Raw genomic sequence first — 18,786 nt, 5'->3', positions numbered from 1 at the left:
ATATCATTAATGATTAGAGTGACGCGATTATCCGTTCCCGCCAGCCTCGCTGGTGTTTATTAAGGAAAGTTTCATTTATGGTCAATCTTCGCCAGCCCAGGGATGTTGCGCAAATTTTGCTGTCGGTGCTGTTTCTGGCCCTCATGATTATTGCGTGTCTGTGGATTGTTCAACCTTTCATACTTGGCTTCGCCTGGGCCGCAACGGTGGTCGTGGCGACCTGGCCGGTGCTGTTACGTTTGCAGAAACTGCTGTTTGGCCGCCGCGGTCTGGCGGTACTGGTCATGACGCTGCTGCTGTTCCTGCTGTTTATTATTCCGATTGCGCTGCTGGTGAACAGCCTTGTCGATTCCAGTGGCCCGGTTATTCGCGCCGTCACCAGCGGTGATTTAACGCTGCCGGATCTCGCCTGGCTGAACAGCATTCCGGTGGTAGGTGCCAAACTTTACAGCGGCTGGCATAGCCTGCTGGAGATGGGCGGCAGCGCGTTGATGGCGAAAGTGCGTCCGTATATTGGCACCACCACCACCTGGTTTGTGGGTCAGGCGGCACATATTGGTCGCTTTATGATGCACTGTGCGCTGATGCTGGTCTTCAGCGCCCTGCTCTACTGGCGCGGTGAGCAGGTAGCGTTGGGCGTACGCCATTTCGCTACCCGACTGGCCGGTAAACGCGGCGATGCCGCAGTTCTGCTGGCGGCGCAGGCCGTGCGGGCGGTTGCGCTTGGGGTGGTCGTCACGGCGCTGGTGCAGGCGGTGCTGGGCGGTATTGGCCTTGCCATTTCTGGCGTGCCGTACGCCACCGTCTTTACGGTGGTGATGCTGATGACCTGTCTTGCACAACTGGGGCCGTTGCTGGTGCTGGTCCCCAGCATCATCTGGCTTTACTGGACGGGGGATACCACGTGGGGAACCGTTCTGCTGGTCTGGAGCTGCGTGGTTGGCACCATGGATAACGTGATTCGTCCCATCCTCATCCGCATGGGCGCGGACCTGCCGCTGATCCTGATCCTCTCCGGCGTCATTGGCGGGTTAATCGCCTTTGGGATGATCGGTCTGTTTATTGGACCGGTGCTGCTTGCCGTCACCTGGCGTCTCTTCTCCGCCTGGGTACACGAAGTGCCGCCGCCGGGCACCGACCCGGATGTGATTTTGAGCGAGCTCGAAGAGCTGGAAGAGAAGAATACGCAGTAAAAGGGGTTGCCGGGTGGCGTGACGCTTACCCGGCCTACATTCTCCCCGGCAATACTTAAACGTTGCTAAACTATTTATTCATTGCGCACTGGTCCGACCCGCCTTTTTTGCTCTAAGTCCGCTATTCACCTCAAGAAATCTTTACTTCTCTTTAACTATTGAGACGAATCTGATCGACGCTCAAGGTTGGCATGCCTACTATTAGCTCACGGTTATAAATCAACACCTTGATTTATAAGCATGGAAATCCCCTGAGTGAAACAACGAATTGCTGTGTGTAGTCTTTGCCCATCTCCCACGATGGGCTTTTTTTTATCCTGGCTACGCGTGCTGAACCTGACAGGTGCTTAGCATGCGCCATTCAGCAGGCAGCACCCGCGTCTCTCCCGTCACATTGACCGTCACCACGTCGCGAATATCCGCCGACGATGCTCCCACCTGTAGCTCAAACTCGCCCGGCTCGACAATGCGTTTGCCGTCCCGACGGGTAAAGTTGAACATCTCCACGGGCAGCGTAAAGGTGAGCGTGGCCGTTTCGCCCGGCGCGAGCGCCACGCGCTGGAACGCTTTCAGCTCCTGAAGCGGCCGCACCTGCGTGGCAACCTTATCCCGGACGTACACCTGCACCACCTCGCTGCCGCTGCGTTCACCGCGGTTGGTGACGTCAATACTCAACACAACTTCGCCGTCCACCGGTACGCTGTTTTGCGCGAGGCGTGCTGCGCCCCAGTTAAATTGCGTCCAGCCAAGGCCGAAACCAAAGGGATAGCGGGAGCCAAAGTGGAACGCGAATGGCGTGCCGCCGCTTTTCAGCTTGTGGTTGTAGTAGTACGGCATGGCGCCCGCACTTTTCGGCACGCTCACCACCAGACGTCCCTGCGGCTCCGCGCGGCCGGTTAACACATCGGCAATTGCCCAGCCCCCTTCCTGCCCAGGCGCCCAGGCCATCATCAGCGCCGCGACCTTATCTTCCAGCCCCTGAAGATTGTACGGCCGCCCACCGGTCATCACGACAATCACCGGTTTGCCCGTGGCGACCAGGGCTTCCAGCAGTTGTTGCTGAACGCCAGGCAGGTTCAGGGAATCGGTATCAGATCCTTCCCCTACCGTGCCGCTCTGGAACAAACCGGCGAGGTCGCCGACGCAGGCCACCACCACGTCGCTCTCCTGCGCGGCGTTCACGGCTTCGGGGATCAGCGCGGTACTTTGCGACACCGGCGACTGCTGCATCGGTTTGCCCCCGCTGTCACCCGGGAAGACCGGCGCGCCCGCCATTCGTTTTTCGATGATGTGACACCCTTTGGCATAACGCACGTTCGACGCGCCCAGATAGTGCTCCAGCGCCGCGCGCGGAGTCGTCACCTGTGACGTTTCGTCAACCATATCGCTGATAATCAAATGCACCGGGAAGCTGTAGCCGCTGAGCAACGCCAGCGGATCGTCCGCCGTGGGTCCCACCACCGCCACGCGGGGTTTGCCGCCGAGAGGCAAAATGCCGTTATTCTCCAGCAGCGTCAGCGAGCGGGTCGCCACCTCACGTGCAACCTGCCGGGTGGTCTCATTTTGCAAATCAATGCCGCTTTCATCGGCATACGGGTTTTCAAACAGGCCGAGACGGAATTTTTCGGTCAGCACGCGTCCTACAATCTCGTCCACTTTCGCCATGGAGATCAGACCACGCTCAACGGCCTCGGCCAGATGGCGGGCGCAGTCATCTTTCGGCAGCTCAACATCAAGCCCGGCGTTAAAGGCCAGCGCGGCGGATTCGGTCGCATCATGCGAGACCCCGTGATGCTGATGTAGCAGGCTGACGCCGCCATAGTCCGCCACAACGATCCCGTCAAAGCCCCACTGTTCGCGCAGGACGGTGGTCAGCAGGAAGTGGTCACTGTGCCCCGGCTGATTGTCGATATCGTGGTAGGCAGGCATCACCGACCCGGCATTGGCCAGCTTCACCGCCATTTCAAACGGCAGCAGGAAGGTATCATTCAGTTCGCTAAAGCCCAGATGAACCGGGGCATGGTTGCGCGCTCCCTCGCTGAACGAGTGGCCCACATAGTGCTTAAGCGTGGCCAGCAGATCGCGTTTATCGCCCTGCAGCCCTTTAACGTAGGCCGTGGCCATCACACCCACCAGCCAGGGATCTTCGCCAAAGGTCTCTTCCGTGCGCCCCCAGCGCACATCGCGGGAGACATCCAGCACCGGGGCCACCCCCTGCTGGCAGCCCACGGACCGCGCCTCTTTGCCTATCTGCTCGGCTGCCCGCTGTACCAGCGCCGGATCCCAGGTTGAACCGTAGTTGAGCGATGACGGGAACAGCGTGGCCGCTTTGCACAACAACCCCACCAGACACTCCTCATGGAACAGCGCCGGAATGCCGAGCCGCGTCTCTTCCATCATCATCCGCTGCAGACGGTTGGCGGCGCGCACGCCGGTTTGCGCATCAACGATATGGGTACCCAGCGGACGGGTAATCTGCCCGACGCCCAGCTTAAGCCGTTCGCTGAGCGAGGCCTGTTCACTCACCCCCGCGAATTCGTCACTCAAGTCGCTGCGTTCACGGTGGTTGCCGTTTTCATCGAGGATCAACCAGTACGCGTGCATCTGGGCGAACTTCTCTTCCGGGGTCATGCGTGCCAGCAAGTCGGCGACGCGCTCGTGCACGGGACGTCCCGCGTCCTTATAGATTGCAGTCATGTTTTACTCCTGTAGGGCGGAAGGGGCAGCCGGGCTGAGTTGCCCTGCTTCTGGCCGCACGTCGCGCTTGCTGGCCAGTTCGCGGGCGATGGAATCCACCAGCCGACTGTTGAGTTTGTAGATGGCAAGCAGCGCGACCATGCAGAGGAACAGCACGCACGGAATGAGGGTAAACAGTGCGTTAATGGTCGTGAGTACGTGCGGCGTCTGGGTTGCCTGGCCTGGCGCGTAATCCACCATCCCGAGCACCCAACCCACCACTGCCCCACCCAACGCCAGACCAAATTTGATGGCGAACAGCGCGGTGGAGAAGACCAGACCATCGAGCCGGCGACCGCTGCGGTGCTCTTCATAGTCGACCACATCGGAGAACATGGTCCACTGTAGCGGCGTGGTCAGGTTCTGGATGAAGCTAAAGACAATATTGAGGCCAAAAATCAGCCAGACCTGTGAAGGCGGCAGGAAGAAGATCAGCGCCCCAAAAATCACGAAGGAAATAATGGTCCACTGATAAGCGCGAACGCGGTCAAATTTCCCCAGCAGCCGTTCGGATAATAATGCGCCACTTAAGGAGGCCACCATCCCGGAGACGATAAAGGCAAACACCAGTTCCGGACGCAACAGCACATAATTCACGTAATACATCGTGGCAGAGCCACGCGTCACGACCGCCGTTAACAGCAAAATATTAAACAGGAACACAATTCGCCACTGGCTGTTCCCGGCCAGCAGTTTTAAATCGGTGAGCATGGAGCCAGAAGTATCATTCCGCGGAGAATAGCGCTCGCGGGTCATCAGGAAGCAGCAGAAGAATAAAATAATCCCCAGTAATCCCATCAGGCTCATGGCATAGAAATAGCCTTTCTGTACGTTGCCCTGTCCAAGATGCGAAACCAACGGCAAAGCGATAACCGTCACAATCAACCCGCCGATAAACGACAGGCCAAAGCGCCACGACTGCAGCGAATGGCGCTCGCGCGGATCCAGCGTCAGCGCGCCCGGCATGGCGCAGTAAGGGACGTTAATGGCGGAATAGATGAGGCTTAAAATCCCGTAGGTCACACAGGCATAGACGATTTTCGCCGTGGGCCCGACGTCGGGAACGTAGAACGTAATGAGGCAGCTTACGCCAAACGGAATGGCAAACCACAGCAGCCATGGACGGAAACGACCGTGACGCGTTTGGGTGCGATCCACCAGCGCGCCGATACAGGGATCAATAAAGGCATCGACCACGCGTACCACTAAAAACATGGTGCCCATAATGGCCGCGGGTAAACCGAAAACGTCTGTATAGAAATAAGCAAGAAATAACGTCGCTGTTTGCCAGACCAGCGCACTGGCCATATCACCTAAGCCATAACCTATTTTATCTTTGGTACGCAGTACAGAGGAGATTGTCATTTGTTATTTGCCTTTTTATCAGGTTAAAACGTATTTCAACCAGTTGCGCAAAATCGTGTTGATTTGCGCGGTAAGGCTCAAGTATTAGCAACCCTTTGTGTGCTAACAATTGTCTAAATTAACAGACAAATTATGATATTTGGTTTTTTACTTTATTTGTGATGGGGAGCAAATATAAGCGGAAATAAAAAAGGCGAGGATTATTTCCCTCGCCTTTTCAGATATGGAAGACGTTACTTGTTCAGTTCAGCCAGGCTCAGCCAGGTTTGCACCACGGTGTCCGGGTTGAGGGAAAGACTGTCGATCCCCTCTTCCATCAGCCAGGCCGCGAAGTCTTCATGGTCAGAAGGGCCCTGGCCACAAATCCCGACGTATTTACCCTGTTTCTTCGCCGCACGGATGGACATCGACAGCAGGGCTTTCACCGCCTCGTTGCGTTCGTCGAACAGCTCAGAGACCACGCCGGAGTCACGGTCCAGACCCAGCGTCAGCTGCGTCATGTCGTTCGAACCAATAGAGAAGCCGTCGAAGTGCTCCAGGAACTGCTCTGCCAGCAGGGCGTTGGACGGGATCTCACACATCATGATGATCTTCAGCCCATTTTCGCCGCGCTTCAGCCCCTGACGCGCCAGCTCGTCCACCACCGCTTTCGCCTGGTCCACGGTACGTACGAACGGGATCATGATCTCAACGTTAGTCAGCCCCATGTCGTTGCGCACGCGTTTTACCGCTTCACACTCCAGCGCGAAGCAGTCGCGGAAGCTGTCGGAGACATAACGTCCGGCCCCACGGAAGCCCAGCATCGGGTTCTCTTCTTCCGGCTCGTAACGCTCGCCGCCCACTAGGTTGGCGTATTCGTTAGACTTAAAGTCCGACAGACGCACGATCACGCGCTTCGGATAAAACGCCGCCCCGAGCGTCGCGATCCCTTCGGTCAGACGGCCAACATAAAACTCTTTCGGCGAGTCGTAGCCTTTCATCATCTCGCGGATTTCGTTCTGCAGCTTTGCGTCCTGGTCGTCAAACTCCAGCAGCGCGCGCGGGTGAACGCCAATCATACGGTTGATGATGAATTCCAGACGCGCCAGGCCCACGCCTTCGTTCGGCAGGCAGGCGAAGTCAAACGCGCGGTCCGGGTTACCGACGTTCATCATGATCTTCAGCGGCAGGTCCGGCATGGTATCGACGCTGGAGCTTTTCACGCTGAAGTCAAGGATGTCAGCATACACGTAGCCGGTATCCCCTTCGGCACAGGAGACGGTCACGTTCTGTCCGTCCTTCATGCGTTCGGTTGCGTCACCGCAGCCGACAACCGCCGGGATCCCCAGCTCGCGGGCGATGATCGCCGCGTGACAGGTACGGCCACCGCGGTTGGTGACGATAGCCGCGGCTTTCTTCATGATCGGTTCCCAGTCCGGGTCGGTCATGTCGGTTACCAGCACGTCGCCCGGTTCAATGCGGTTCATCTCGCTGATATCGTGGATCACTTTCACCGGACCGGCACCAATGCGGTGACCAATCGCGCGACCTTCCGCCACGATTTTGCCCTGCGCGTGGAGGGTATAACGCTCCATCACCTGGCCGCGGGAGCGAACCGTTTCCGGGCGCGCCTGGACGATGAACAGCTTGCCGGTGTGACCATCTTTGGCCCATTCGATGTCCATCGGACGGCCGTAGTGTTTTTCAATCTGCACCGCCTGCTTCGCCAGCTCCTGCACTTCGGCGTCGGTCAGGGAGAAGCGGTCGCGCAGCTCCTGCGGTACATCTTCAATCTTCACCTGCTTGCCATGCTCCTGGGTCGGGGCATAGATCATGCGGATTTTTTTCGAGCCCATGGTGCGACGAACCACCGCCGGACGGTTGGCGGCAAGCGTCGGTTTGTGGACGTAGAATTCGTCAGGGTTCACGGCCCCCTGCACCACCATCTCACCCAGGCCCCACGCGGAAGTGATGAATACCACCTGGTCGAAGCCGGACTCGGTATCAATGGAGAACATCACGCCGGAAGAGCCCACGTCGGAACGCACCATACGCTGTACGCCCGCAGAGAGCGCGACGCCGCGATGGTCATAGCCCTGATGCACGCGATAGGAGATAGCGCGATCGTTAAACAGGGAGGCGAACACGTGTTTCACCGCCACCAGCACCGCGTCATACCCCTGAACGTTCAGGAAGGTTTCCTGCTGTCCGGCGAACGAGGCATCCGGCATGTCTTCTGCGGTTGCAGAGGAGCGCACGGCGAAAGAGGCCTGCGCATCATCAGCGGAGAGCTGGTTGTACGCATCGTGAATGGCTTTTTCCAGTTCCGGCTGGAAAGGTGTGTCGATAATCCACTGGCGGATCTGCGCCCCGGCTTTAGCAAGCGCGGTAACGTCATCAATATCCGTTTTATCCAGCAGGTCGTAAATGCGCTGGTTTACACCGCTCTGGTCTAAAAACAGGTTAAACGCATCGGCGGTCGTGGCAAACCCGTTTGGTACGGAGACACCCATACCGGACAGATTTGTAATCATTTCACCCAGGGAGGCATTTTTGCCCCCAACTCTGTCTACATCATTCATGCCGAGTTGGTTATACCAAAGCACCAGCGGTGACGAGCCATTGTTGGACATCGAAACAATCCTTTTGTGATATTTGATCGGAGTAAGAAACACCTGACTACGTATTTATACTGGCATATTTATTTACGCTAAAAAAACGGTGAATCGTGTAAGCAATTTAAATTTTCAACTTTTCGGATACTTTCCCTCCACCGGATAAGCCGATGATTCCTATATATTCAGCCAAAAACCACAAAAATGACGTCGCTATTTGAAAAATGAAATCCACTTTTCAGGAAAATCAAAAACACCATTTCATTTTAAATTCAGATAACTTCTTTGCTGTGCAATTAACTTTTTTAATTTATGCTTTCAGACAATTAGGTCCGATATTCAGGGTGGATAAAATGGATAATGCTGTCGATCGCCACGTTTTTTATATTTCTGATGGTACGGCGATTACCGCCGAGGTGCTGGGGCATGCGGTGATGTCACAGTTCCCCGTTTCGATTAACAGCATCACGCTGCCGTTTGTGGAAAATGAGAGCCGCGCGCGGGCGGTCAAGGACCAGATTGATGCCATTTACCAGCAGACGGGCGTACGGCCGCTGGTGTTCTACTCCATCGTGATCCCGGAAATTCGCAACATCATTCTGCAAAGCGAAGGCTTTTGTCAGGATATCGTGCAGGCGCTGGTGGCCCCGCTGCAGAGCGAGCTGAAGCTCGACCCGACCCCCATCGCCCACCGAACCCACGGGCTGAACCCTGGCAACCTGACCAAATACGATGCGCGTATCGCCGCCATTGACTACACCCTGGCGCATGACGACGGCATCTCGCTGCGAAACCTCGACCAGGCGCAGGTCATTTTGCTGGGCGTCTCGCGCTGCGGCAAAACCCCTACCAGCCTCTACCTGGCGATGCAGTTTGGTATTCGTGCCGCCAACTACCCGTTCATTGCCGATGATATGGACAATCTGGTGCTGCCTGCCGCCCTGAAGCCGCTGCAGCACAAGCTGTTCGGGCTGACCATTAACCCGGAGCGCCTTGCCGCCATCCGCGAAGAGCGCCGCGAGAACAGCCGCTACGCCTCCATGCGCCAGTGCCGAATGGAGGTCTCCGAAGTGGAAGCGCTGTACCGCAAAAACCAGATCCCGTGGCTGAACAGCACCAACTATTCGGTCGAAGAGATCGCCACCAAAATTCTCGACATCATGGGTCTTAATCGCCGCATGTACTAATATGCTAGTACATTGGCTCAGATTCAGGTATCATCCACCACATCCTCGGGGCGGAGCCGCCCCGAACTTGAAATCAGCAGGGATTGGTTTAAGGTGATGCCCATCACTTCCCGGTAGTCTGCCGATGAAGCAAAAAATTTCTGAGACATTCCATGAATAAAACCGACGAACTCCGCACAGCGCGCATTGACAGCCTGGTTACACCGGCTGAACTGGCACAGCGGCATCCACTTTCCGCAGGCGTTGCGGAGCATGTTACGGCCTCGCGCCGACGCATTGAAAAAATTCTTAATGGTGAAGACAAACGTCTTCTGGTGGTAATTGGCCCCTGCTCGATCCATGACCTGGACGCGGCGATGGATTATGCAAAACGGCTACAGGGGCTGCGGGAAAAACACCAGCATCGCCTTGAGATCGTGATGCGGACCTACTTTGAAAAACCCCGTACCGTGGTGGGCTGGAAAGGATTAATTTCAGACCCCGATCTCAACGGCAGCTATCGCGTTAACCATGGGATTGAGCTGGCACGTAAGCTGCTTCTGCAGGTGAACGAGCTGGGCGTTCCCACGGCCACCGAGTTTCTCGATATGGTGACCGGCCAGTTTATCGCCGATCTGATCAGCTGGGGCGCGATTGGCGCGCGGACCACCGAGAGCCAGATCCACCGTGAAATGGCCTCTGCCCTCTCCTGCCCGGTCGGGTTTAAAAACGGAACCGATGGCAACACCCGGATTGCGGTCGATGCGATCCGCGCTGCGCGTGCCAGCCACATGTTCCTCTCGCCGGATAAGAGCGGCCAGATGACCATCTACCAGACCAGCGGTAACCCGTACGGGCATATCATTATGCGCGGCGGCAAGAAACCGAACTATCACGCCGGGGATATCGCCGCGGCCTGTGAAACGCTGGCCGAGTTCGATCTGCCGGAACATCTGGTGGTGGACTTCAGCCACGGTAACTGTCAGAAACAGCACCGTCGCCAGCTGGATGTCTGCGATGAGATCTGCCAGCAGATCCGCAGCGGTTCAAGCGCCATTGCGGGCATTATGGCCGAAAGCTTTATCCGCGAAGGCACGCAGAAAATCGTGTCGGGTCAGCCGCTGGTTTACGGCCAGTCGATCACCGACCCGTGCCTGAGCTGGGAAGACAGCGAACTGCTGCTGGAGAAGCTGGCGTCTGCGGTAGATTCGCGCTTCTGATGTTATTGTCGGGTGGCGCTGCGCTTACCCGGCCTACGATCCGTGCCCTTCTCCCTCTCCCTGTGGGAGAGGGTCGGGGTGAGGGCATCTGACCGCACTTCACCCCCAAATTTGATCCTCTCACCCTTTTTTCACAAAAACGCTTGCCGCGAATTTGCAGTTTATTGATAATGATTATCATTGTTACATTGATTGTTATTTATAAACATTATGTCACGTACGGATAACACTGCGGCAACGCCGCCAAAAACAGACACAGCATCCACCCCCGCCGAGCGTCGCATTGACAGCAAAACCCTGCTGGGCGATGAGGGACGGGTCATTATCGAGCATGACGGTCAACGCTACCTGCTGCGCCAGACCCATGCCGGAAAATTGATCCTCACAAAATAAACAACACAAAAACTCCGCCAGCCACCCAGGTGAACCCCAGGCAGCCAGCGCTTTCAATTCTTAATGGAGAGTTGCTATGCCACACCTGCCTTCCGCGCCTTTACGTCCGTCACTTCTGGCGCTGGCGATTGTCAGCACCCTGCCGGGCGTCGCGTTTGCTACCACAGATGAAATGACCGTGACCGCCACGGGTAACGCCCGTAGCGCCTTCGAAGCCCCCATGATGGTGAGCGTGATTGACGCCAGCACACCGGATAAACAAACTGCCAGCTCGGCAGCCGACCTGCTGCGTAACGTCCCCGGCCTAACGCTCGATGGCACCGGACGCACCAACGGCCAGGACGTTAACCTGCGCGGTTATGACCGTCGCGGCGTGCTGGTACTGGTTGACGGCGTACGCCAGGGAACCGACACCGGCCACCTGAACAGCACCTTCCTCGATCCGGCGCTGATTAAACGTATCGAAGTGGTGCGCGGTCCGTCGGCCCTGCTGTACGGCAGCGGCGCGCTGGGCGGTGTGATTGCCTATGACACCGTCGATGCCAAAGATCTGCTGGAGCCGGGTAAAAACAGCGGCTATCGGGTGTTCGCTACCGGTGCGACGGGCGATCACAGCATCGGCATGGGGGCCAGCGCCTATGGCCGCACCGATACCCTGGACGGGCTGCTCTCCTGGTCGAGCCGGGATCGTGGCGATCTGCGCCAGAGTGACGGCACCACCGCCCCGAACGACGAATCCATTCAGAACATGCTGGCGAAGGGCAGCTGGAAAATCGACGCGGCTCAGAGCCTGACCGGCTCCCTGCGCTATTACAATAACGCTGCACAGGAGCCGAAAAACCCGCAAACCAGTGCAGCAGACAGCAGCAGTAACCCGCTGACCGACCGCTCCACCATCCAGCGTGACGCGCAGCTCGGCTATCACCTTGCCCCACAGGGTAACGACTGGCTGAACGCCGACGCGAAAATTTACTGGTCCGAAGCACGTATCAACGCCCAGAACATCGACGGCAGCGGTGAGTTTCGCAAACAGACCACCAAAGGCGGCAAAGTGGAGAACCGCACCCGCCTGTTCAGCGATTCCTTTGCGTCGCACCTGCTGACCTACGGCGGTGAGTATTATCGTCAGGAGCAACGCCCGGGCGGGGCAACAACGGGCTTCCCGCAGGCACAAATCGATTTCAGCTCCGGCTGGCTGCAGGATGAAATCACCCTGCGCGACCTCCCCGTGACCCTTCTTGGCGGCACGCGCTACGACAACTACCGCGGCAGCAGCGACGGCTACAAGGATGTGGATGCCGATAAGTGGTCCTCCCGCGCCGGGTTAACCGTCAGCCCGACCGACTGGCTGATGCTGTTCGGCTCTTACGCGCAGGCGTTCCGCGCGCCAACCATGGGCGAAATGTATAACGACGCCAAACACTTCTCCATTGGCCGCTTCTATACCAACTACTGGGTGCCCAACCCCAATCTGCGCCCGGAAACCAACGAAACGCAGGAGTATGGTTTTGGTCTGCGCTTTGATGATCTGATGCTGGCCAACGATGCGCTGGAGTTTAAAGCCAGCTATTTCGATACCAACGCCAAAGACTACATCTCAACCACCGTCGATTTTGCGGCGGCGACCACCATGTCATATAACGTCCCGAACGCCAAAATCTGGGGCTGGGACGTGATGGCGAAATACTCCGCCGACCTGTTCAACCTCGACCTCGCCTATAACCGCACGCGCGGAAAAGATACCGACACGGGCGAGTACATTTCCAGCATCAACCCGGATACCGTCACCAGCAAGCTGGATATTCCGCTGGCACAAAGCGGCTTCTCCGTCGGCTGGATCGGCACCTTTGTCGATCGCTCAACGCACATCAGCAGCAGCTACAGCGAGCAACCCGGCTACGCGGTTAACGATTTCTACGTGAGCTACACCGGCCAGGCGCAGCTTAAAGGCGTCACCACGACGCTGGTGCTGGGCAACGCCTTCGACAAACAATACTGGTCGCCACAGGGCATTCCGCAGGATGGCCGAAACGGGAAGATTTTCGTCAGTTATCAATGGTAATCCCCGCCCCGGCTGGCCGGGGCAATGCTTTGAGAGGAAAAGACAATGAATCACTACACACGCTGGCTTGAGCTAAAAGAAGAAAATCCGGGTAAGTACGCGCGCGACATTGCAGGTTTAATGAACATCAGCGAAGCCGAGCTGACCTTCGCCCGTGTGGGTCATGACGCCTGGCGCCTGCGCGGTGACGTCCGCGAGATCCTGGCCGCGCTGGAAGCGGTGGGCGAAACCAAATGCATCTGCCGCAACGACTACGCCGTTCACGAGCAGGTCGGCGCCTTTACCCATCAACACCTGAGCGGCCACGCCGGGCTGATCCTCAACCCGCGCGCGCTGGATCTGCGCCTGTTCCTTAACCAGTGGGCGAGCGTATTTCATATCAGCGAGGCCACCGCCCACGGCGAGCGGCAGAGCATTCAGTTCTTCGACCACCAGGGCGACGCCCTGCTGAAGGTTTACGCCACGGATAACACCGACCTCACCGCCTGGGGCGATCTGCTCACCCGCTTTATCTTTGCCGGGAATCCGCCGCTGGCGTTGAAAACGGCCGATGTCCCGGCTCACGCTGAAAACCCGGACGCCTCGCTCGTGGACACAGAGTGGCGTGCCATGACCGACGTGCATCAGTTCTTCAGCCTGCTCAAGCGCCACAACCTCAGCCGTCAACAGGCGTTTCGCCTGGTGGGCGACGATCTGGCCTGCAGGGTCGACAACACCGCACTGGCCCAGCTGCTGGAAACGGCACGCCAGGACGGGAACGAAATTATGATTTTCGTCGGCAACCGCGGCTGCGTGCAGATCTTCACCGGCGTGGTGGAAAAACTGATGCCGATGAAGGGCTGGCTGAACATCTTCAACCCGGCTTTTACCCTGCATCTGCTGGAAGGCGCCATCGCCGAATCCTGGGTCACGCGCAAACCGACGGCTGACGGACATGTCACCAGCCTGGAGCTGTTTGCCGCCGACGGCACGCAGATTGCCCAGCTGTACGGCCAGCGGAGCGAAGGCGAACCCGAGCAGAGTCAGTGGCGCAGCCAGATCGACGCCTTAACGGCAAAAGGGCTGGCCGCATGAAAAAATGGCTTGCCCTGATCAGCGCCCTGCCGCTGCTGGCATTTGCTGCGCCGCAGGAGAAAATCGTCGCGCTCGGCGGCGACGTTACCGAGATTGTCTATGCGCTCGGCGCTGCGTCTTCGCTGGTGGCACGCGACAGCACCAGCCAGTGGCCACAGGCGGCGAACACGCTGCCGGACGTGGGCTATCTGCGCCAGTTGAATGCCGAAGGCATTTTGTCCATGCGCCCCACGCTGGTGCTGGCCAGTGCACAGGCACAGCCGTCTCTGGCGTTAAAACAGGTAGAGCAGAGTCACGTCAGGGTGATCACCGTTCCGGCAGGCAATGACCTCAACGTTATCGATGAAAAGGTTCGGGTTATCGCTGAGGCGACACACCGCGAGGCAGAAGGGAAAACCCTGCGCAACTCGCTGCGTCAGGCGCTGTCGGCGCTTCCCGTGTCACCGCTCAATAAACGGGTGCTGTTTATTCTCAACCACGGCGGGATGACCGCGATGGCCGCCGGGCAACAAACCGCAGCGGATGCTGCCATTCGTGCGGCAGGTCTGCAGAACGCGATGCAGGGCTTCACTCGCTATCAGCCGCTGTCTCAGGAAGGCGTTATCGCCAGTCAGCCCGACCTGGTGGTGATCTCGCAGGATGGCGTGAACGCTCTGGGTGGGGCGGATGCGGTGTGGCAACTGCCCGGTCTGGCGCAAACTCCAGCGGGACGTCACCGGCAGATGCTGGCCATCGACGATATGGCGCTGCTGGGCTTTAGCGTGCGAACGCCACAGGCCATCCAGCAGTTACGCCGTAAAGCGGAGCAACTGCCCTGATGTCCCGACGCGCCGTACTGGCATTGTGGTTGCTGGCCGCGCTGCTGGCCGTCATGACGCTGGCGGCCAGCGGTGTGGGCGCGTTGCGCCTGCCGGTCAGCCTGCTGTGGAGCGGCAGCGACGACGCGCTGCGTCAGATCTGGCTGACAATCCGCCTGCCCCGCGTGCTGCTGGCGCTGGCGATCGGCGGTTCGCTGGCGCTGGCGGGCTGCGTGATGCAGGGACTGTTTCGTAACCCGCTGGCCGACCCGGGCCTGCTGGGGATCAGCAGCGGCGCAGCACTCGCCGTCGCGCTGTGGGTGGTTCTTCCGCTCTCGCTGCCCGCGCTGGTGATGCTGTACGCCCCGATGATGGCGGCGTTTCTCGGCGCGCTGGCCGCGACATTCGTCATTTTCCTGCTCAGCCGGCAGCGTGACAGTTCCCTGTCGCGACTGCTGCTGGTGGGGATTGCCATCAATGCCCTGTGCGGGGCGGCCGTCGGCGTGCTGTCATGGCTCAGTAATGATGCCCAGCTTCGCCAGCTCTCACTCTGGGGCATGGGCAGCCTCGGCCAGGCCCAGTGGTCAACGCTGCTGGCCGTCTGTTCGTTGATGGTTCCCACCGTGCTGGTTATCTGGCGCCTGGCTGGCGCACTTAATTTGCTGCAGCTTGGCGAGGAAGAGGCGCACTACCTTGGGGTGGAGGTGGCCGTTGTACAGCGGCTCCTGCTGCTGTGCAGCGCCCTGCTGGTGGCCGCCGCGGTGGCCGTCAGCGGTGTCATCGGCTTTGTTGGCCTTGTGGTGCCACACCTGGTGCGCATGTGGCTGGGGGCCGACCACCGGGCGGTGATCCCCGGCTCAGTACTGGCCGGTGCGTTACTGTTGCTGGCTGCCGATACGCTGGCACGTACCCTGGTCGCCCCGGCGGAAATGCCGGTCGGTTTATTGACCAGTCTTCTCGGTGCGCCGTGGTTCCTGTGGCTTATCTTTCGTCGCGGAGGTGCGCATGGCTGAACGCTACTGTGCGGAAAATATTGTCTTTCACGCCGGGCAACGGACGCTGATCGACGACGTGTCGCTGACCCTCTCTGAGGGCGAACTGGTGGCGTTGATTGGCCCCAACGGTGCCGGGAAATCGACCTTGTTACGCCTGCTTACCGGCTATCTCAAACCCGCGAGCGGACGGTGCAGTCTTGCAGGAACGCCGCTTGCGGCCTGGCCGCCGGACAGACTCTCCCGCTACCGGGCGGTCATGCGCCAGAATACCCAGCTCGGATTCGACTGGCCGGTAGAAGCGGTGATCGGGATGGGGCGAGCGCCGTGGACGCGCCGCCCTGAGGCGTCGGTGATTGAGGAGGTGATGGCCATCTCCGGCTGTTTACCGCTGGCGGGCAGGCAGTTTGCGGCGCTCTCCGGCGGGGAGCAGCAACGCGTTCAACTCGCCCGCGCGCTGGCACAGCTCTGGTGCGACGGTGCGCCGCGCGGCTGGCTGTTTCTGGATGAACCCACGTCCGCGCTGGATCTTTACCACCAGCAGCATCTGCTGCGCCTGCTCTCTTCCCTGACCCGTCGGGGGCATTTGCATGTCTGTGTTGTGCTGCACGATCTCAATCTGGCGGCGCTGTGGGCGGATCGGATCCTGCTGTTACATAACGGCAAAATGGTCGCTCAGGGGGCCCCGGAGGCGGTTCTGCAGGCCGATACGCTGACGCGCTGGTACGGCGCGCAGGTGCAGGTTGGCCGACACCCGGCTCATGCTGCACCTCAGGTGTTTCTCGTCCCCTGATCGGGCTGATAAAAATCTTTCAGGGTTTCCAGCAGGGCATGCGCCGCTTTTGAGAGCTGCGTGTGCCCTGGATGGATCACCCCGATACATTTTTCTATCGGCGGGCTGTCCAGCGGAATACAGACCGCACCCAGCGATGTCATCTGCGCCTCGCACAGCGCCGGTACGGCACTGCCGCCCAGCCCGCTGGCGACCATCCTTCCTACCGTCACCAGCTGATGGCTCTCCAGCGCCACCTCCAGCTTGCGGCCGCTACGGGCCAGCTCCTCTTCCATCATCAGGCGCACCGCCGAGGGGCGCTGCAGGGTAATGAAATCCAGCGTCAGCAGTTCATTCCAGGAGAGGCGTTTTTTCATCGCAAGGGGGGACGCTTTCGGCACAATGGCGACAAACCGGTCGAGGCCCAGCGGCGTAAACAGCAGGTTATGCGTCGGCGCCGGTTCAAAGGCGATCCCCATCTCGACCCGCCCTTCCCGCACCATCTCAATCACCTGTTCGTTGATGACATCATGCACGGTGACGTTGATCCCGGCATGGCGATCGCGAAACGCTTTCAGCACCTCCGGCAGGACGTTAGCCGCAAACGACGGCATGGCCGCGACCGAGATTTTGCCGCGCTGCAGCGTAAAGCACTGGTGCATTGCCTCTTCAACGTTATCCCAGTCAGCCAACAGCTGCCGCGCCATCGGTAAAAAGGTTTCGCCCTCCTGCGTCAGGGTGACCTTACGCGTGCTTCGCTGCAGCAGCGGGCCCCCCAGCGCATCCTCCAGCCCTTTAATCGTCAGGCTGAGGGCTGGCTGAGAAAGATTTAACCGTTCGCTGGCGTGCGCAAAATTGAGAGTGTGAGCTACCGCTAAAAACGCGCGTAACTGTTTGACACTTATTCTCATTTTTCATCCTGTTAACTAATTGAAAAAATTTAGTTAACAGTAAATTAATAAAAAAACCAAATGAGTGGGTCACAAATTCAAAATTAACAAAAGAGTCGTCGCCCCCAATGATACCGCCACGGACAACAGGAGGGATGGCTATGGCAGGACTGGATAAACGCGTCGGCAGCTATGCGCAGGCGCTGGAGGGGCTGACGGACGGGATGACATTGCTGGCGGGCGGCTTTGGCCTGTGCGGTATTCCTGAAAATCTGATTGCGGAAGTCAAACGCCGTCAGGTGCAGGGCCTGACGGTGGTATCGAACAACTGCGGCGTGGATGGTTTCGGGCTCGGGCTGCTGCTGGAGACGCGCCAGGTGCGGAAGGTGGTGGCGTCTTACGTCGGCGAGAACGCGCTGTTCGAACAGCAGGTGCTGAGCGGCGAGCTGGAGGTTGAGCTGACGCCCCAGGGCACGCTGGCCGAAAAGGTGCGCGCGGGCGGGGCCGGTATTCCGGCATTTTACACGGCCACCGGCTATGGCACGCCCGTGGCCGCCGGGAAAGAGGTACGTCAGTTTGCCGGTAAGCACTACATCCTTGAAGAGGCCATTACCGGCGATTTTGCGCTGATCAAAGGCTGGAAAGCGGACTGGTACGGCAACGTTATCTACCGCCACACCGCGCAAAATTTCAACCCGCTAATGGCCACCGCAGGACGGATAACCGTGGTGGAGGTGGAAGAGATTGTCCCGCCGGGTGAGCTGCCGCCGTCCGCCATTCATACCCCGGGAATTTATGTCGACAGGCTGATTGTCGGCCAGTTTGAGAAACGCATTGAACAGCGCACGCTGCGCGCAGAGGGAGTCTGACCATGTTAACCCGCGAACAGATGGCCATGCGCGTCGCCCGTGAGCTGCGCGACGGTTACTACGTCAACCTGGGGATCGGTATCCCGACGCTGGTGGCGAACTACATCCCCGCCGGCATGGACGTGATGCTCCAGTCAGAAAACGGACTGCTGGGGATGGGGGAATTTCCCGATGCGCAGAGCCTTGATGCCGACATGATTAACGCCGGTAAGCAGACCGTCACCGCGCGAACCGGTGCCGCCATTTTCGACTCGGCCCAGTCCTTCGCCATGATCCGGGGGGGTCACGTCGACCTCACGGTGCTCGGGGCGTTTGAGGTGGACATGGAAGGCAACATCGCCTCGTGGATGATCCCCGGAAAGATGGTGAAAGGCATGGGCGGCGCCATGGATCTTGTCGCCGGGGCGCAGAACATCATTGTCGTGATGACCCACGCGTCGAAGAGCGGTGAGTCCAAACTGCTGTCGCGCTGCACGCTACCGCTCACCGGCGTGGGCTGCATCCGCCGGGTGTTAACCGACCTGGCCCTGCTGGAAATTAAAGACGGTGCGTTCATTCTGCGTGAATACGCCCCCGGCGTCGGCATTGACGAGATCGTCAGCAAAACTGCCGGAAAAATCATCGTGGCGGACGACGTTCGCGAAATGCGCTTTAGCTGAGGAC

The 18,786-nt window shown here is 58.8% G+C and carries 15 protein-coding genes and 1 other RNA gene; 12 read left to right on the top strand and 4 right to left on the bottom strand.

Features of this window, described 5'->3' with window-relative positions; translation table 11 throughout:
- The first annotated feature begins 77 nt into the window (after positions 1 to 77).
- Both ydiK and rprA read left to right on the top strand, forming a co-directional pair.
- A complete protein-coding gene (gene ydiK, locus EQV24_RS00595) occupies positions 78 to 1,193 on the top strand; it encodes an AI-2E family transporter YdiK (RefSeq protein WP_013096976.1) in 1,116 nt (371 codons plus the stop codon).
- Positions 1,194 to 1,401: 208 nt separating this feature from the next.
- An RNA gene (rprA, locus tag EQV24_RS00590) (antisense sRNA RprA) lies at positions 1,402 to 1,509 on the top strand.
- Between the two features lie 5 nt (positions 1,510 to 1,514).
- On the opposite strand, the gene EQV24_RS00585 is transcribed toward rprA, so the two are convergent.
- The 3 genes from EQV24_RS00585 to ppsA form a co-directional block, all read right to left on the bottom strand.
- Positions 1,515 to 3,890, bottom strand: a complete 2,376-nt coding sequence (locus EQV24_RS00585) for a glycoside hydrolase family 3 N-terminal domain-containing protein (RefSeq protein WP_130626014.1) — start codon at positions 3,888 to 3,890, stop codon at positions 1,515 to 1,517.
- Between the two features lie 3 nt (positions 3,891 to 3,893).
- Entirely contained in the window at positions 3,894 to 5,294 is a 1,401-nt protein-coding gene (locus tag EQV24_RS00580; RefSeq protein WP_013096978.1) for an MFS transporter, read from the bottom strand.
- A gap of 233 nt (positions 5,295 to 5,527) precedes the next feature.
- Positions 5,528 to 7,906, bottom strand: coding sequence for a phosphoenolpyruvate synthase (ppsA, locus tag EQV24_RS00575; protein ID WP_020688345.1), 2,379 nt, complete (start codon positions 7,904 to 7,906; stop codon positions 5,528 to 5,530).
- Between the two features lie 335 nt (positions 7,907 to 8,241).
- On the opposite strand from ppsA, the gene ppsR reads away from it, so the two are divergent.
- The 8 genes from ppsR to EQV24_RS00535 all read left to right on the top strand — a co-directional run bounded on the left by ppsR (position 8,242) and on the right by EQV24_RS00535 (position 16,385).
- Positions 8,242 to 9,075 (top strand): posphoenolpyruvate synthetase regulatory kinase/phosphorylase PpsR, encoded by an 834-nt coding sequence (ppsR, locus tag EQV24_RS00570; protein WP_023620693.1) that lies wholly within the window; start codon positions 8,242 to 8,244, stop codon positions 9,073 to 9,075.
- Between the two features lie 152 nt (positions 9,076 to 9,227).
- Positions 9,228 to 10,274 (top strand): 3-deoxy-7-phosphoheptulonate synthase AroH, encoded by a 1,047-nt coding sequence (gene aroH, locus EQV24_RS00565; RefSeq protein WP_058681460.1) that lies wholly within the window; start codon positions 9,228 to 9,230, stop codon positions 10,272 to 10,274.
- 210 nt (positions 10,275 to 10,484) lie between these two features.
- A complete protein-coding gene (gene hemP / locus EQV24_RS00560; RefSeq protein WP_130626013.1) occupies positions 10,485 to 10,667 on the top strand; it encodes a hemin uptake protein HemP in 183 nt (60 codons plus the stop codon).
- A 76-nt stretch (positions 10,668 to 10,743) separates the two neighbouring features.
- Positions 10,744 to 12,729, top strand: coding sequence for a TonB-dependent hemoglobin/transferrin/lactoferrin family receptor (locus EQV24_RS00555; protein WP_057071549.1), 1,986 nt, complete (start codon positions 10,744 to 10,746; stop codon positions 12,727 to 12,729).
- A 45-nt stretch (positions 12,730 to 12,774) separates the two neighbouring features.
- Positions 12,775 to 13,803, top strand: coding sequence for a hematinate-forming heme oxygenase ChuS (chuS, locus tag EQV24_RS00550; protein ID WP_040019718.1), 1,029 nt, complete (start codon positions 12,775 to 12,777; stop codon positions 13,801 to 13,803).
- A complete protein-coding gene (locus EQV24_RS00545) occupies positions 13,800 to 14,621 on the top strand; it encodes a hemin ABC transporter substrate-binding protein (protein ID WP_095427185.1) in 822 nt (273 codons plus the stop codon). The genes chuS and EQV24_RS00545 overlap by 4 nt, the downstream gene beginning before the upstream one ends.
- Positions 14,621 to 15,613: an iron ABC transporter permease gene (locus EQV24_RS00540; protein WP_023620696.1), complete on the top strand. Its 993-nt coding sequence runs from the start codon at positions 14,621 to 14,623 to the stop codon at positions 15,611 to 15,613. The genes EQV24_RS00545 and EQV24_RS00540 overlap by 1 nt, the downstream gene beginning before the upstream one ends.
- The gene (locus EQV24_RS00535; protein WP_130626012.1) at positions 15,606 to 16,385 is read left to right on the top strand and encodes a heme ABC transporter ATP-binding protein; all 780 of its coding nucleotides are present in this window, start codon (positions 15,606 to 15,608) and stop codon (positions 16,383 to 16,385) included. Before EQV24_RS00540 ends, EQV24_RS00535 begins: the two co-directional genes overlap by 8 nt.
- Here the strand turns inward: EQV24_RS00535 and EQV24_RS00530 are convergent.
- Positions 16,364 to 17,275, bottom strand: a complete 912-nt coding sequence (locus EQV24_RS00530) for a LysR family transcriptional regulator (protein WP_165875998.1) — start codon at positions 17,273 to 17,275, stop codon at positions 16,364 to 16,366. The genes EQV24_RS00535 and EQV24_RS00530 overlap by 22 nt on opposite strands.
- Before the next feature lie 140 nt (positions 17,276 to 17,415).
- On the opposite strand from EQV24_RS00530, the gene EQV24_RS00525 reads away from it, so the two are divergent.
- Together EQV24_RS00525 and EQV24_RS00520 are read left to right on the top strand one after the other, a co-directional pair.
- Positions 17,416 to 18,123 (top strand): CoA transferase subunit A, encoded by a 708-nt coding sequence (locus tag EQV24_RS00525; protein WP_020688355.1) that lies wholly within the window; start codon positions 17,416 to 17,418, stop codon positions 18,121 to 18,123.
- A gap of 2 nt (positions 18,124 to 18,125) precedes the next feature.
- On the top strand, positions 18,126 to 18,782 hold the full coding sequence (locus EQV24_RS00520) for a 3-oxoacid CoA-transferase subunit B (RefSeq protein ID WP_013096990.1): 657 nt from the start codon (positions 18,126 to 18,128) through the stop codon (positions 18,780 to 18,782).
- Positions 18,783 to 18,786 lie beyond the last annotated feature (4 nt).

Source organism: Enterobacter sp. A8, assembly GCF_004296595.1.
GTDB lineage: Bacteria > Pseudomonadota > Gammaproteobacteria > Enterobacterales > Enterobacteriaceae > Enterobacter > Enterobacter cloacae.
Note: the sequence above shows the minus strand (reverse complement) of the source record. Positions and strands in the feature narration are given on the sequence as shown.

Coding starts and splice junctions, on each gene's coding strand:
- ydiK (WP_013096976.1), top strand. CDS start 78: ATGGTCAATCTTCGCCAGCCCAGGGATGTTGCGCAAATTTTGCTGTCG.
- EQV24_RS00585 (WP_130626014.1), bottom strand. CDS start 3,890: ATGACTGCAATCTATAAGGACGCGGGACGTCCCGTGCACGAGCGCGTC.
- EQV24_RS00580 (WP_013096978.1), bottom strand. CDS start 5,294: ATGACAATCTCCTCTGTACTGCGTACCAAAGATAAAATAGGTTATGGC.
- ppsA (WP_020688345.1), bottom strand. CDS start 7,906: ATGTCCAACAATGGCTCGTCACCGCTGGTGCTTTGGTATAACCAACTC.
- ppsR (WP_023620693.1), top strand. CDS start 8,242: ATGGATAATGCTGTCGATCGCCACGTTTTTTATATTTCTGATGGTACG.
- aroH (WP_058681460.1), top strand. CDS start 9,228: ATGAATAAAACCGACGAACTCCGCACAGCGCGCATTGACAGCCTGGTT.
- hemP (WP_130626013.1), top strand. CDS start 10,485: ATGTCACGTACGGATAACACTGCGGCAACGCCGCCAAAAACAGACACA.
- EQV24_RS00555 (WP_057071549.1), top strand. CDS start 10,744: ATGCCACACCTGCCTTCCGCGCCTTTACGTCCGTCACTTCTGGCGCTG.
- chuS (WP_040019718.1), top strand. CDS start 12,775: ATGAATCACTACACACGCTGGCTTGAGCTAAAAGAAGAAAATCCGGGT.
- EQV24_RS00545 (WP_095427185.1), top strand. CDS start 13,800: ATGAAAAAATGGCTTGCCCTGATCAGCGCCCTGCCGCTGCTGGCATTT.
- EQV24_RS00540 (WP_023620696.1), top strand. CDS start 14,621: ATGTCCCGACGCGCCGTACTGGCATTGTGGTTGCTGGCCGCGCTGCTG.
- EQV24_RS00535 (WP_130626012.1), top strand. CDS start 15,606: ATGGCTGAACGCTACTGTGCGGAAAATATTGTCTTTCACGCCGGGCAA.
- EQV24_RS00530 (WP_165875998.1), bottom strand. CDS start 17,275: ATGAGAATAAGTGTCAAACAGTTACGCGCGTTTTTAGCGGTAGCTCAC.
- EQV24_RS00525 (WP_020688355.1), top strand. CDS start 17,416: ATGGCAGGACTGGATAAACGCGTCGGCAGCTATGCGCAGGCGCTGGAG.
- EQV24_RS00520 (WP_013096990.1), top strand. CDS start 18,126: ATGTTAACCCGCGAACAGATGGCCATGCGCGTCGCCCGTGAGCTGCGC.